This window comes from Photobacterium sp. (genome assembly GCF_033720175.1).
Lineage (GTDB): Bacteria > Pseudomonadota > Gammaproteobacteria > Enterobacterales > Vibrionaceae > Photobacterium.
The window spans coordinates 267,957-283,113 of the sequence record NZ_JAWWDA010000003.1 but is presented as its reverse complement, the minus strand read 5'-3'; the positions used below and the strand labels follow the sequence as shown (position 1 = coordinate 283,113).

Below are 15,157 nucleotides of genomic sequence, written 5' to 3'. Positions count from 1 at the left end.
GCTAATGAATTATTTCCGATTATTGTGCGGGAATTATAGCAGAAGAATACTATGATCACAGCAGGCGATATGCGGATGTGGGTGGTGTGCTTCATCCTTTAGGGGAGAGAAATAAAGGCGGAATAAAAATTAGGAGGTATTTCAATTTCTCTATTTGTCATACATAATAATTAGAAATACTGCACTAAACAACAGGTTGTACTTTCGCGTCCGCATGACCAGCAATTTATTACGGAGAAAAACGATGCGCCAGCTGATAAAGAATGCCACCGTAATTGATGGCAGAGGGTGTGCCGGGTTCAATGGCGATGTGTTAATTGACGACAAGGTGATCGCTAATGTTGCGCCTGTAATTACGGCAGAAGTCGATCAAATAATTGAGGCCGATGGCGCGTTTGTGACTCCGGGTTTTATTGATGTTCACAGCCATGCCGATCTGGCCGCTTTTCTGCCGCAAGGCTTCAGACCCAAAGTGCTGCAAGGGATAACCACTGAACTGATCGGTCTTTGCGGACTTGGTGTTGCTCCTGTGCCTGAAACTCTCCAGCCAGAATTGAGAAAACGACTGATCATCGGCAACCCCCCTGTTGATTGGAACTGGAACGACTTCCCGAGTTTCGGCGCTGCCCTGAAAAAACAGGGGATGGAAGTCAATCTGTCGTCCTTTCTGCCACATGGTTTATTGCGCTATCAGATTTGTGGTAACAGCAACATGCCGATGGATAAGAGACAACGCCGGCAACTGGCTCTGTTGGCTGATGAATCGCTGGCTGCCGGTGCCCGTGGTATTAGTTTGGGTTTGATCTATCATCCTGCGTTATTTAGTGACCGCAATGAGTTACTGACTGTCGCCCGGATTGCCGCCAAACATCACAAGCCGCTGGTTGTACATATGCGCAGTGAAAGTGATGAGATCCTGGAAGCTTTACAAGAGATGATCACATTGTCGCATCAAGCAGGATGCCAGCTTCATATTTCACATCTGAAATTAATTGGTCGTCGTAATGCCGGTAAACTGGATAAGTTACTGACACTTATCGAACAGCATGAGCTGACATTTGATCAGTATCCGTATCATTATGGCAGTACGACATTGTTTTCTGTCTTACCTCCGGCCCTTATTCGCACTTACGCACCTGATGCTTTAATGGGCGCACTGCAAACACCGGCTGTAAGAAAGCAACTTCGTGATTGGTTTGCAGAGCGGATTTTACCTCAGGCCGGTGAACCGTGGGATAATCTGCCTGCATTGTTAGGGTGGGGGAATATTCTGGTTTGTGAAGTTGAAACCCAGGCATCTCAGCAATGGTTGGGGCTGAATATTGCCCAGTGCGCACAGCAGACTGGGCAGCATCCTGTTGACTTCGTCCTTGATCTTCTTGTCAGAGAGCGGGGTAATGTTCGGATGATCGACTATTTTATGGATGAGGCGTTAGTTGAACAGATCTTTCAGCACCCGCGGGGAATGGTCGGCTCTGACACAATATTGGGAGGGAGGCTTCACCCTAGGGTCTGTGGTACTTTTCCGCGAATAATCCACGACTTTGTCAGACAGCGCCAATTGCTGTCTTTTGAGCAGGCAGTTCATAAAATGACGGCCTTGAGTGCAGAAACATTTTCACTCGACAAGCGCGGTAAAATAGCACCGGGCTACTATGCTGATATTGCCATGTTTGGCTCCGATTTCTGTGATCACGCGACCATTGAACAGCCGCAACAGTGTTCAACCGGATTACGTAATTTATGGGTCAACGGCTGCCGTAAAGTGGCGGAGGAGCAGTATTTGGAAACGTGTTCTGGCGAATTGCTACTGGCATAACAGGTAACGACGCCAATAAAAAAGGTAACCAACAAGCTATCTTAAAGAAAAGAGTTCACTAACAACTGATTTCAAAAAACAACGTGGTTACCTTAGTGGGATCATTTGATTGATGAAATTACTGGCCGGCCTTAAGCTCTAGGAAGTAATTTTCATAACGGATATTCATTTTGCCCACAGCATCTTGCCATTCACCACGATCAAGATCTTCTTGTGGTGGGAAAAGGGTAGGATCATCTTTGTATTTTTCGTTAGACGCTTTTACTGCCGTCAGGTAACCGGTATCTTCTGAAATCTTTGCGGCTACATCTGGGCGAAGCAAAAAATCGATCATTTTGTGTGCAGCATCAACGTTCTTCGCATTTTTAGCAATAGCAAGGCTGTCGACCCAGAAAATCCCGCCTTCTTTAGGCCAAATCAGCTTTATTGGCAGGCCTTCTTTTTGCGCTGCAGCCGCAGAACCATTCCAAAGCATACCTAAACCCACTTCGCCCGCTAGATACGGTGCGGCTGGGTTATCAGAGTTAAATACCAAGACGTTCGGCATTAGTTTTTTTAGTTCTTTGTAGGCTTCGTCAATCTGTTGAGGATCGGTGGTGTTACCTGAATAACCAAGCTTACGTAATGCAATATGGAAGACTTCTCGTGTATCGTCCATTAGCATAAGTTGGCCTTTAAGTTCAGGATTCCACAAGTCAGCCCAGCTGTTGAAGTCTGCAGGATCATACATATCCGTATTTACCGCCAGACCGGTCATCGCAATCACATGAGGGATAGAGTAGTCATTGCTAGGATCAAAAGGCTTGTCGAGATAATTCTTATCGAGCTCTTTAAAGTTCGTCAGTTTAGATTTATCGATTTGCTGTAACATGCCTTCATCACGCATTTTCGTAACAAAGTAAGTTGATGGCACGACTAGATCATAGCCTTCCGAATGTGTTTTCAACTTAGCATACATAGTCTCGTTCGACTCGTAAGTCGAATAAATCACTTTAATACCAGTTTCCTTCGTAAACTGTTCTCGTAGTTCCGTAGAAATATACGGTCCCCAGTTCATAAAGACTAATTCTTTGTCAGCTGCACTCACTGTATTTGTAAACATAGCGGCTGCACATGCTGCACCGGTCAGAAAAGCGAACCTTTTTTTCATTATTGTATCAACTCCAAAACCCCATTAGGGTGTTAAAAAAACAAGCGACTAATCAGAATAGCCACTTGCATTTATTTGGCTCAGGCCAAATTTAGATCGTGAGATCAGTTCTCCGAAGCACGAAAACTACTTTATCTTTTCCCGTGCAACTAGCTGCGAGCAGATGACCAAAAACAGGGAAACCACTAGCATTATAGTCGCTAATGCATTCACTTCCGGAGAAATGCCGACTTTAACCATTGAGTAAATTTTCAATGGCAGAATTTCGTAAGTCGGACCTGTTACAAATGAACTGACAATGACATCATCCAGTGACAGGGTAAAACTCAATAACCAACCCGCGGCTACCGCGGGTTTTGCTAAGGGCAAAATAATTTGCTTGAGAATGACCCACTCACTGGCACCCAGATCGCGAGCCGCTTCCAGCATCTTCACATCAAAGCCTTTGAGCCGACTATAAACGGTGACGACCACAAACGGCAGACAGAAGGTAATGTGGGACAGTAACAAGGTTAAGAATCCCAGCTCGGCTCCCAGCAATAAAAATAGCGCCAGCAGCGAAATCGCCATCACAATGTCAGGTGACATCATCACCACAAACAACATGCCATTTACGAATGTTTTACCACGGAATCGGTAACGGAATAAGGCAACGGCCGTTAGGCTACCGATAATCGCGGCAACGGTGGCTGAAAAAACCGCAATATTGATAGAATGCCACGCTGCTTGCATTAAGCCATCATTATTAATTAGATGCTCATACCATTTGGTGGTAAATCCTCCCCATTTCATACCAAATTTGCTGGCATTGAAGGAGTTCACGATCAAAATAATGATCGGTGTATATAGGAAGGCATACACCAAAGTCATAAAACTGAACTTAAATGCGCGTCCCATTATTCCAGCTCCACTTTACGGTTGAGTAATTTCCCTGCACGGTAATAGGCATACAGCATGACAGCCATAGCGACGGTTAACGCGATACTGGTTGCAGAACCAAAAGGCCAGTCACGGGCATTCAATACCTGACTCTTAATGACGTTACCAATAAGCAGATTCTTCGCCCCACCCAACAGATCAGAAACATAGAACATCCCTAATGCAGGAAGCAGTACCAGTAAACAGCCGGCAATAATACCAGGCATGGTTAACGGGAAGATCACTTTGATGAAGGTTTGAAATTTATTCGCACCCAGATCGCGTGCCGCTTCGATATAGGTATTGTCGAGTTTCTCTATCGCCGAATAAAGCGGCAGTACCATAAATGGCAACAAAATATAAACAAGACCAATCATTACCGCATATTCGGTGTACATAATGCGTATCGGTTTATCAATAATATCCAGGTAGAGCAGGGTATTATTAAAGATCCCCCGGGTACCCAGCATGATTTTCAAACCATAGGTACGGATCAATGAGTTGGTCCAGAATGGTACGATCACCAAAAACAGCATAAATGGCCGCCACTTCTCGGGCATTTTCGCAATAGCGTAAGCAAACGGATATCCAATCAGCAGGCACAAGAGCGTTGCGACAGCCGCCATATAGAACGAGTGCAACATGACCTTGGCGTACAACGGATCAAACAACCTTATGTAGTTATCAAACGTAAAGGTCATTTCTATCAGGTTTGCATCATCTCGGGTCAGGAAACTGGTTCCGATGATCATCAGGTTAGGCATAAATACAAACAGCACCAACCAACTGACGATGACCGTTATGATGATGTTTTGGAGATTAAGCTTCTTGTTCATCAGCCAATACCACTTCCCAGCTTTCTACCCAGGTAACTGCAACTTTCTGATCCATAGAGTGGTCGACATCAGGATCGTCTTCGTTGAAGAATTCGCTAACCATCACAGACTTGCCTGATTCCAGTTCAATAACCGAATCCAGCGTCATCCCTTTATAGGTCCGCTCGCGAACGTAGCCGATGATCCCCGCTGCTTGATCGCCATCATTGATTTCTTCCAGGCGGATATCTTCCGGACGTAGTAGCACTTTCACCTTGTCACCGGTATTAACCGGTAGTTTACAGTGAACCTGTGCTGAACGGCCTTCAATATCAGCCATAATACGCTTGTCATCTAAACGTTCTTGTACAATGGCGTCAAAGACATTGATTTCGCCGATGAAACGCGCAACAAACAGGTTGCTAGGCTCTTCGTAAATTTCACGGGGTGAGCCGTCTTGTTCAATATTGCCGTCACGCATAACGATAATGCGGTCAGACATCGACAAGGCTTCTTCCTGATCGTGAGTCACAAAAATAAACGTAATGCCAAGTTTGCGCTGAAGCTGTTTTAATTCGATCTGCATCTGTTTACGGAGTTTGTAATCAAGGGCAGATAAAGATTCATCCAGCAGCAATACTTTAGGTTTATTTACAACGGCACGGGCAATAGCAACACGTTGCTGCTGCCCACCAGACAGTTGATGAGGCCGACGAGAGGAGAACTTTTCAAGCTGCACCATACGTAGCGCTTCAGTTACCCGAGGTTCAATCTCAAGCTCTGCAACTTTTAGCATGCGCAAACCAAACGCGACATTCTCAAATACCGTCATGTGCGGAAACAGAGCATAACTCTGGAACACCGTATTAACATGTCGTTGTTCTGCAGGGATCTCGGTAACATCCTTGTTGGCAATAATAACCTGACCATCGTCAGCGTTCTCAAAACCAGCAATAAGGCGAAGTACAGTGGTTTTGCCACAACCGGAAGGGCCCAAGATCGTCAGAAACTCACCATCATTCACATTCAGATCAAGGCCTGCGATGATTTGTTTGCCATCAAAGCTCTTGCTCAGCCCATTGAGTTGGATCACTGGTTTTTTAGATGTTTTTGCAGCGTTCAATTCTACGTTATCTCCACCTGGGGTGTATGGTTAGGATCCCATTATCAATGGCTCATTTTAAGAGGCGAATAATAGTCTTCTAAAAGCGCAATAGAAAGTGTTTTTTTCCGTATTTTTTCTGTTGATGCAATACCTTGTATCACAGTAATACAACAGAAAATCAGGGTTATATCTGAGCGTAAAGTCAGCCATTTCAGAGTCAGGTAAAGGAATGATACTGCCGCCACATTATGGCACTCGGCTAAGTATGAAAGGCCTTCAGAAACAACCTAAGTCGACTAACAGATAAGAGGTCTGCATTAGAATATTTAGAAAAGCGGGACGGCCTGTTCAAATATCGTACGATTTGACGGCTTGTGAGCATTTTTTACAACAGCTTGATTTTTAAAAACGTCTAGCTAGCGTACAATAAGCGTTCCTCAGACAGAATGATATGTATATGAAAGACGCAATGAATAAAAGCTTCCACGTTGGCGGCTCGATTGAAAAAGCCTTAAAAGGAGATGTTGATCTTCAGGCGGTTGCTGTATTGCAAGAAGCCTGGAAAGTGACAGCAAGACACTTCTTATCCTTTCTTCCTGCCATTATCGGCCTTTTTCTTGCGCAAGCTGCGCTATTACTGGTTGGCTTGCAAGTGCAACTGGGTGATGCTGCTTTGTTTTTTGATGTCATTATCAGTGGTCAGGAAATGACGGCAGAACTCGTTCAGGCGGGTTATATGGCTAACTTCTGGTCGGATGTTTTAAGTGCACCACTGTTCGTTGGTGTGAGTCTCATGGCATTGAACCATGCCGTCGGATTGCCGACCAAACCAAGTCATTTAGTGAAAGGCTTTCCTTTTCTCCTGGTGTCTATCATTACCATGTTACTGACATCTTCAATCCAAGGGATCGGTAATGCAATTTTCCCTCTTATCGGGTTACTACTCTCTATGGGTTTTAGTATGGCGATTATTCTGGTTTGTGAAAAACGAGTCACGCCGCTGAGGGGGATACAGATTTCACTCATAGCAACATTGAAAAAATTAATGCCGATGACGGCAATTTATCTTGTTGTACTCGTCATGTTCTTTATTTCCTTTGCTACTGCGGGGTTAGGGTTGATTTGGACCATTCCATTCTTCTTTAATGTTAAGGGTATTATTTACCGAAACCTGTTTGGCATAACGTTGCAGGTGACCACTGCCAAGAAGGGGCATGATGATCACAATAAGCCAGATAAGAATGACAAGGTATTTACCGCGTGATATTGAAGAATAAAATTGCCTTGGTGTTTTTGATTTCCGCCCTGACAGCTTGCGGGGAGGCACCGTTTGGAAACATATCAGATTCAAGCAAAGATAAAGAGACTTCTTCTGAACCTGATTTTGCAGTGATTGAAGATGTTAATCAGAAAAAACAATCTTTTTTTGATCACTTACGACCAGCCGTCGTGCAGGAAAACAAACGGGTGAGTGAAGAACGTGATTTTCTGTTGAAGCTGAAGTCAAAGGCTGAGTCAGAAAAAGCGATCGACAGTAAACAGCTTGTTTATGCAACAAAGCTGGGCAACATGTACCAGTTGCCACTTAACAGTGACAGCGTCACAAATGACTGGCTTTCACTGATGTTGCTTCGTGTTGATGTGTTACCTGAAGAGTTAGTGCTAAGCCAGGCTGCGAATGAGTCAGCTTGGGGAACATCACGCTTTGCCGTTGATGGGAATAACTATTTTGGTCAGTGGTGCTACCGTGAGGGCTGCGGCTTAGTGCCGGCCTCTCGCACAGAAGGCTTTACCCATGAAGTCGCCGTGTTTGATTCGGCATATCAGTCTGTTAATGCTTATTTTATGAATTTAAATCGTAATAATGCTTATACTGAACTGCGTCAAATTCGCGCAGAGCAGCGTACTGCCGGACAAACAATCACTGGTACAAAGCTGGCTGAGGGCTTAAGCCGGTATTCTGAACGAGGTCATGAGTATATTGATGAAATTCAATCCATGATCAGACATAACAATAAGTATTGGAGCCAAGGATAAGGATGAAGTTGAGCCATTGGCTGTTAGCCGGCCTGTTTGCCACAAGCACTGTATATGCTCAAGACGCCAACGCCCAGAAGATTGATATTCGCTACAGTACGCTTCATAGTAAATTGAAGCAGAATGTAAAAGAAGGTCATGATGATGTGCGCATTGCACTGTTTCTTGTTAACCAAGCAAACGGGGAAGTCTGTAAGACCCGAAAGGCTTCGATGCGAAAAGAGAAGCATTATGAAGAGTTGGTGATACCCGAGAGCAATGAGTTAGTGGTTCCCGTTGATAAAAACCTTCGCCAGGCGAACCCTGATGTCACATTCGTAATTGATGACGGCATTACGTGTGATGTCTCGATGCAAGTTATTGCCAACCAAAATTTTGATACAAGCTTGAGCCAAAACGAGATCGCGCAACTGGTTCCTCAAATGAATAATATGCTTTCCGATCTTGGTGGCATGTTTGCATCTTGGTTTATGCCTGAAGCTGAAGGGGTCGTTGTACACTTTTCCGAATCTAAAGCCGTTATTAAATTAGCTGATTTATCCCAAGATGAAGTTTTACAATTCCCGCAACCAATCGTCAAAGTAACCCCCTGGATCCCTCAAGGTAGTTAACGCCTGATCTATCAAATTTATGCTCGAAAAAAAGCCTCTAACCATTACAGGTAAAGAGGCTTTGTTGTTCTGCCGTTAGGTGAAACGAGTAATTACTTTAGCTCTCAATATGATGCCGTACATTAGTGATGTGTTTTCAGTTCTGCAAAAGCCAAAGATGTTTTTTATGGTGAGAATTCCTTTCTATTCTGATTAATTGGTGGTTACCAGAACTTGATTAATTTCTGTTTTGATATTGTCTGATTGTGTACCGAAAATAGCCTGTAAATTATCGCCAATCACCAATACCTCTCTAGCTCCAAGTCGTTTAATGCCGTCAATGTCTGCTTGTTTGATATCATGTAATGTGACACGCAGACGGGTAATACAAGCATCAACATTTTTGATGTTAGATTTGCCACCGAGTGCAGAGATAAGGTTCTCAGCCAGTTCAGTTCCAATCTCAGTAATTTGGCTGAGATCTTCTTCATCGCTCTCTCGTCCGGGAGTCATCAGATTTAATTTGGCAATCAACAAGCGGAATACGGTGTAGTACATGATTGCCCAAAGTGGGCCAATAATGATGAACTGCCATGCATTTTGTGATAGTGGGTAATAGATTAAGAAATCGATAGCACCGTGTGCGAAGGTCACACTGTGATGGATGTCTAATGCGCTGACAAGAGCAAAACCAATACCGGTGAATATACAGTGAATGACGTAAAGAACTGGTGCGACGAACAGGAATGAAAACTCCATTGGCTCAGTGATACCGGTTAGCCAGGAAGTTAATGCCGCCGAAGCCATAATACCGCCAACCAGAGCGCGTTTTTCAGGCCGAGCTGAACGATAAATTGCCAAACCAATTGCAGGTAGTGCCCACATTGAGTACATGTAACCGCCAGCTAGATTACCTGCAGTAGGGTCGCCAGCAAGATAACGTTGTATTTCACCTTTGATCACCGCACCTGTTTCAGGATTTACATATTCGCCGACTTCAAAGAAGAAAGGAACATTCCAGATATGATGCAGGCCGAAAGGTATAAGTGAACGTTCAACAAAGCCATAAATACCGAAAGCAAGGGTTGGACTTTGATAAGCAGCCCAGTGTGAAAAAGTGTCAATTACATTACCGATGGGTGGCCAGATGTAGCTCATTATCACACCAAGTGCAATTGCACTGATCCCCGTAACAATGGGCACGAACCGTTTGCCTGCAAAAAAGCCTAAATATTCCGGTAAACGAATATTGTAGAAACGTTTGTACATCACCGATGCTATTGCACCGATGGCAATCCCGCCAAATACGCCGGTATTAATGGTTGGAATACCGATCACACTGGCAGTTTCGATACCATGTTGTTTTGCCATTACGCCCATCGTGGCGGTCAAGATGGCAAACCCTACAGTCGCGGCAAGACCAGCCACACCATCGTTATCACTTAAACCAAGTGCCACGCCAATTGCAAAAATGAGTGCAAGATTGCTGAATACGGCATCACCTGACATTGCCATAATGTCAGAAACGATTGTTGGTAACCATGAAAAATTAGCGGAACCTATACCGAGTAACAAACCTGCTATAGGTAATACGGCGACCGGTAGCATAAGCGACCGCCCGATTCTTTGTAGTAAACCAAAGGTAGAACTGATCATAATAAATTCCTTATTTGTGTGTACTCTCTTTCATTTACTACAATAAATTATTAATTCTTGTTCAAGGTTAATTAAGGTTATCTATTTGTAAGAGAATACTTACAAATAAATTAAAATCATTCTCGATTAATGAAGGGGAGCTGATAAAATGGCTTGAAGATAAAAGAGACAACACGTATAAATTCAAAGAATCTAGTTTATCGAGATGAAATAGTGAAGAATAAAACCATATTAGTGGTTGATGATAATGAAGAAATACGTGATGCGCTAAGCGAATACTTAGGGCGTTCAGGTTTTAATGTGCTGACGGCTGCCGATGGCGATGAAATGTGGCAGCACTTAAATAAGGAAGAACCTAGTTTAATTATTCTAGATATCATGTTGCCCGGTGATGATGGATTAACACTGTGCAGTAAAATACGACTCAAATCACATGTTCCTATTATTATGCTGACCGCTGTCTGTGATGAGACTGATCGTGTAGCAGGGCTTGAAATCGGTGCAGATGATTATATTACAAAAACGTTCAGCCCCAGAGAATTACTAGCCAGAATTAAAGCCTTACTTCGGCGTAGTCAATTTAGTTCAAATACGCCATTTAATCGAAAAATTGCATTTTTAGATTGGACCTTTGATACCGTAAAACGCCAACTTATTCATACCAATGGAAACGTCGTACAATTATCAGGAGCCGATTTTTCCGTCTTTAGCCTGCTGGTACAACATCCGAATAAATTATTTAGTCGCGATGAGATTGCACAGTGTATCTGGGGGAGAGATGTAGAACCTTTCGAACGCGGTATTGACGTCCAGATGAGTCGGTTGCGCAAACACCTGAAAGATGACGATCGTTCTCTTATTTTAACCGTTCGCAACAAAGGCTATATGCTTGCGTTAGACACATTAGACGAAGCATGAATGACTTTGAGCCTAAACGTGAATGGATGTTAAGTCATGAGATTTAGTTTTGTTCGTTCTATTTCTTTTCGTGTTGGTGCAACATTGCTGGTTATTATCGTTATAGCGGAGTTAGCCGCCGGTATTATTTGGTTTCAATCTAATGCCAGTAAAGAAGAGAAAAGTTTGCGTGATACTATGGTAAGTATCACAACCAGTGCTGTTGATACTTACAATTATTTTTACTCTTTACCTATAAAATATCGTCATTTAATTCTTAACCAACTCCGGGAGTTGGGTGGTACTCGCTTCTTTATTTCGATCAATAATCGTGAACTGCCAGTCAAACCACTTGATGGTATGGCTATAACTCGAAACCTGACAAAAGTGGCCAGTGATATCCTCCATCAAAAAGTGAATATCGCGAAGAGTATTCAAGTCGCAATGACGCGCCGTGATGATATGAGAATATTTAATTCAGGAATTAAGCTTGAAGAGTTACCAGAGGTTTGGGCCAAATATAGCCTTGCACTTGGCGAACTTGATCTTCCTATCATTGTGATACAGATAGAAATGTCAGACAAGGAATGGTTCTACGTTGCGGCAGTCTTACCGGTTCCTTTTTCTTCCCTTGAACCGACATTTATCGATAAACGACAAGCTTTCTTTTTAGGTATGACATCAATTATGCTGATGTTATGTACTGCCTGGATATTACAAAGAGAGATTCGCCCAATTAAGTCATTAGCTAAAGCGGCAACGCTAATGGGAGGGCAGTTTTCTGTACCAGAAGTCAAAGAAGAAGGCAGTAAAGAAACTCGAACCGCAGTGCATGCTTTCAATAAAATGAACCGTCGAGTACGGTCCTATATTCGAGATCGGGAAATGTTGTTTGGTGCCATATCTCACGATTTAAAAACACCATTGGCATGTTTAAAACTGCGAACGGAAATGTTGGATGATGAAGCAACAAAACAACGCTTTGAAAAGTTGCTTAATGAGTTTGACGTGATGTTAAACGGCGCATTGCAATGTATACGTGATACCAATATTCACGAAGAGCCCGAATGGATAGATGTAACGCAGTTATTGGACCATTGCCGAGACTACTATAATCGCAACCATCATTGCGTCACCATCCATAGTAGAAAACCACTAACATATTTAGGTAAACCGTTAGCAATAAAACGTTGTATTTACAATGTTGTCGATAATGCCGTGATGTATGGTAAAAAGGTTGATATAAGCATCAACGATAATGTCCAAATATTGCAGATTATCATTAGGGATTATGGCCCGGGAATTGATAAAAAATTGATTGAAAAAGTATTTGAACCTTACTTCAGGGCGCATCCACAAGATGAGTCAGGATCTGGGTTAGGCCTGACGATCGCACGGAGTATTGCAAGGAGTCATGGTGGAGACTTAAAGATTATGAATCATCCTGAAAAGGGGTTGGAAGTTCATTTGATATTTACGAGAGATTAATGAGATCGATTACTGTTCTAATGTTGCTTTTATTTACCTGTACTGCGCTTGCTGAACGTGAAGTCGAGTTTTTACATTGGTGGACATCAAAAGGTGAAGCTGCGGCATTTAATATCGTCAAAAAAGCGCTCAATGAAAAAGATATTAAGGTGGTTAGTTTTCCGGTTCAAGGCGGCGGAGGTGATAGGGCGATGTCCATTCTGCAGGCGCGAGCCATTGCGGGAAATCTGCCGGATATAGCACAATTGGAAGGGCGATCGCTTCAATCTTGGGCTGCATTGGGTTTTTTACAGTCACTCAATACAATTGCTGCAAAGCATGAATGGAATAAAACCTTGCTTCCCTTGGCACAAGAGATCCATCGATATCAAGATCACTATGTTGCTATCCCTATTACTATTCACCGACTCAATTGGATGTGGGTTAATCATGACATTTTGTCACAGTATCAATTATCGGTACCGACAACATGGGACCAAGCCATCACTGTTTTTCGTGAATTAAAAAGAAGAAATATTCCTCCTTTGGCGATGGGGAGCGAGCCATGGCAGGTTGTACAACTATTTGAAAATATAGCTTTTGGCTATGGAGGCGCTGAGTATTACAGAAAGGCGTTTATTGATTTGGAACCCAGTTACTTAAACAGTGAGATCACGGTTGAAGTATTAGATAAATTTCGGAAAATAAGCGAAATAGTGCTGCCAGATATGACTAGCATTGGATGGGATACAGCCACCAGAGAGTTATTGGATGGCAAGCGGGCATTTCAGATTTCGGGGGATTGGACCCTTGGTGAGTTGATTGCCCAAGGCGGATCGGTGCCTGAGAAAATAGGATGTTTCCCAACACCTGGAAAACATTCTGGATTCATTTATAACATGGATAGCTTTGCTATTTTTGATGGCCCCTTGCTTGATGATGATTCTTCTTATGCATTAGCGAAAACACTAGCAGAACCCGAATTTTTGCGCCAATTTAATCAAGTCAAGGGGTCTATCCCCGCCCGTAATGATATATTACTGGAAGGTTTTAATGCTTGCGCACTTCAATCACAGCAAGACTTTAATCTTGCAAGCCAACAAAATACCATGATTCCAAGCATTATTGATTCAATGGCCGTTAGTCCTTTGATTCAAAAAGCCGTATCCAGTGAATTATTTCGCTTTTTTAATGAGCCTTCCATGAAGGCAGAGCAAGTTATTTTGCATCTGCAAAGTATTCCCAAAAGCGGAATACTAATGGAGTAATTGACTGAGATAGTCTTGAAATTGGTTCCAGTCTCACCAAAAACTGACCCAACTCAAGCCATTTACTCTCCAATTGTTTGATACTGACGGTCAATTCTTAACGATTCTTCGTTTTGATGCTTTTCTTAAATATTCAACTAAAGAGTGGGACATGGACCAATTAATTGAGAGATTTTTACGCTACGTGAGCTTTGATACTCAATCTAACCCTTCAGTTGCCCATTGCCCGAGTACCAATGGGCAAACTGTACTTGCTGAGCAATTAAAGAAAGAACTTATTGAGCTTGGGCTGTGTAATGTTGAGCTGGACGAACATGGTTACTTAATGGCGCGTTTGCCATCTAATGTTGAACATGACGTACCGTGCATTGGTTTCATTGCTCATATGGATACCGCACCGGATGCATCGGGCAAAGAGGTAAAACCTCAGATCGTTGAAAACTATAAGGGTGGGGATATTGCTTTGGGAGCTGGTGATGAAGTGCTATCGCCAATTCAGTACCCGGACCTTAATAAGTTACACGGTCACAACATTATCACCACTGACGGTACAACCTTACTGGGTGCTGATAACAAAGCGGGAATAGCTGAAATCATCACGGCTATCGCATACCTGAAGGCCAATCCTGAAATTAAACATGGTGATATCAGCATCGGTTTTACGCCAGATGAAGAAATTGGTCGTGGTGCTAACTTATTTAATGTTGAAAAGTTCGGTGCACAATGGGCATATACCATTGATGGCGGTCCGGTAGGTGAGCTTGAATTCGAAAACTTCAATGCAACGTCGGCGGATGTCATTTGTCACGGTGTTAACGTTCACCCGGGCACAGCAAAAGATAAAATGGTAAACGCCATGAATATTGCCGCTCGGTTCCAATTGATGATGCCGGCAGATGAAACCCCCGAATGTACAGATGGCTACGAAGGTTTCTATCACCTGAAATCGATGGAATCTGCGGTGGCTAAGACCGAGCTGGGTTACATCATTCGAGATTTTGACCGTGAAGGTTTAGAGCGTCGTAAAGCCTTCATGCAGCAAAAAGTCGATGAGCTGAACAGCCAGTTAACCAAAGGGCGGGTAGAGCTTATCTTAGAAGACAGCTATTTCAATATGCGTGAAATGGTTGAACCACATCCACATGTTATTGAATTAGCAAAAGAAGCGATGATTGCTTGTGATGTGAAGCCAGATATTAAGCCGATTCGTGGCGGTACCGATGGTGCACGCTTGTCCTTCATGGGGTTGCCATGCCCAAATATCTTCACCGGTGGCTATAACTTCCACGGTATCCATGAGTTCATTACCATTGAAGGTATGGAGCAGGCGGTAAAGGTTATTGTGAAACTTGCAGAGAACACAGCAGTTAAATATCAATAAGTTATTTCTGTATTAGTACTTTTTTAGGTAAGTACGATATCTAAAAATACCGAT

At 43.1% G+C, this 15,157-nt stretch carries 13 protein-coding genes; 8 read left to right on the top strand and 5 right to left on the bottom strand.

Features of this window, described 5'->3' with window-relative positions; translation table 11 throughout:
* Positions 1–244: 244 nt before the first annotated feature.
* Complete coding sequence (locus R3289_RS05600; RefSeq protein ID WP_318924498.1) at positions 245–1,819, top strand: N-acyl-D-amino-acid deacylase family protein; 1,575 nt, start codon at positions 245–247, stop codon at positions 1,817–1,819.
* A gap of 118 nt (positions 1,820–1,937) precedes the next feature.
* On the opposite strand, the gene R3289_RS05595 is transcribed toward R3289_RS05600, so the two are convergent.
* From R3289_RS05595 to potA, 4 genes are all read right to left on the bottom strand, one after another.
* The gene (locus R3289_RS05595; protein ID WP_318924497.1) at positions 1,938–2,969 is read right to left on the bottom strand and encodes an extracellular solute-binding protein; all 1,032 of its coding nucleotides are present in this window, start codon (positions 2,967–2,969) and stop codon (positions 1,938–1,940) included.
* 126 nt (positions 2,970–3,095) lie between these two features.
* Positions 3,096–3,866, bottom strand: coding sequence for a spermidine/putrescine ABC transporter permease PotC (gene potC, locus R3289_RS05590; protein ID WP_318924496.1), 771 nt, complete (start codon positions 3,864–3,866; stop codon positions 3,096–3,098).
* Positions 3,866–4,723, bottom strand: a complete 858-nt coding sequence (gene potB / locus R3289_RS05585) for a spermidine/putrescine ABC transporter permease PotB (protein WP_318924495.1) — start codon at positions 4,721–4,723, stop codon at positions 3,866–3,868. The genes potC and potB overlap by 1 nt, the downstream gene beginning before the upstream one ends.
* Positions 4,707–5,825, bottom strand: a complete 1,119-nt coding sequence (potA, locus tag R3289_RS05580; protein ID WP_318924494.1) for a spermidine/putrescine ABC transporter ATP-binding protein PotA — start codon at positions 5,823–5,825, stop codon at positions 4,707–4,709. The genes potB and potA overlap by 17 nt, the downstream gene beginning before the upstream one ends.
* Positions 5,826–6,264: 439 nt before the next feature.
* Between potA and R3289_RS05575 the strand changes: the two genes are divergently transcribed.
* The 3 genes from R3289_RS05575 to R3289_RS05565 are packed head-to-tail and all read left to right on the top strand — an operon-like array spanning position 6,265 to position 8,455.
* Positions 6,265–7,071 carry a hypothetical protein gene (locus R3289_RS05575; RefSeq protein ID WP_318924493.1) on the top strand — a complete coding sequence of 269 codons (807 nt, stop codon included), beginning with the start codon at positions 6,265–6,267 and terminating at the stop codon, positions 7,069–7,071.
* On the top strand, positions 7,068–7,844 hold the full coding sequence (locus tag R3289_RS05570) for a glucosaminidase domain-containing protein (RefSeq protein WP_318924492.1): 777 nt from the start codon (positions 7,068–7,070) through the stop codon (positions 7,842–7,844). The genes R3289_RS05575 and R3289_RS05570 overlap by 4 nt, the downstream gene beginning before the upstream one ends.
* Positions 7,845–7,846: 2 nt before the next feature.
* Positions 7,847–8,455, top strand: a complete 609-nt coding sequence (locus R3289_RS05565) for a DUF2987 domain-containing protein (RefSeq protein WP_318924491.1) — start codon at positions 7,847–7,849, stop codon at positions 8,453–8,455.
* A gap of 192 nt (positions 8,456–8,647) precedes the next feature.
* Here the strand turns inward: R3289_RS05565 and ptsG are convergent, their stop codons facing one another.
* Positions 8,648–10,090, bottom strand: a complete 1,443-nt coding sequence (ptsG, locus tag R3289_RS05560; RefSeq protein WP_318924490.1) for a glucose-specific PTS transporter subunit IIBC — start codon at positions 10,088–10,090, stop codon at positions 8,648–8,650.
* Positions 10,091–10,303: 213 nt separating this feature from the next.
* Between ptsG and R3289_RS05555 the strand changes: the two genes are divergently transcribed.
* The 4 genes from R3289_RS05555 (at position 10,304) to pepT (ending at position 15,103) form a co-directional block, all read left to right on the top strand.
* The gene (locus tag R3289_RS05555) at positions 10,304–11,008 is read left to right on the top strand and encodes a response regulator transcription factor (protein WP_318924489.1); all 705 of its coding nucleotides are present in this window, start codon (positions 10,304–10,306) and stop codon (positions 11,006–11,008) included.
* Positions 11,009–11,044: 36 nt separating this feature from the next.
* On the top strand, positions 11,045–12,475 hold the full coding sequence (locus R3289_RS05550; protein WP_318924488.1) for an ATP-binding protein: 1,431 nt from the start codon (positions 11,045–11,047) through the stop codon (positions 12,473–12,475).
* Positions 12,475–13,722 (top strand): ABC transporter substrate-binding protein, encoded by a 1,248-nt coding sequence (locus tag R3289_RS05545; RefSeq protein ID WP_318924487.1) that lies wholly within the window; start codon positions 12,475–12,477, stop codon positions 13,720–13,722. Before R3289_RS05550 ends, R3289_RS05545 begins: the two co-directional genes overlap by 1 nt.
* 151 nt (positions 13,723–13,873) lie before the next feature.
* Positions 13,874–15,103 carry a peptidase T gene (pepT, locus tag R3289_RS05540; protein WP_318924486.1) on the top strand — a complete coding sequence of 410 codons (1,230 nt, stop codon included), beginning with the start codon at positions 13,874–13,876 and terminating at the stop codon, positions 15,101–15,103.
* The last annotated feature ends 54 nt before the right edge of the window (positions 15,104–15,157 follow it).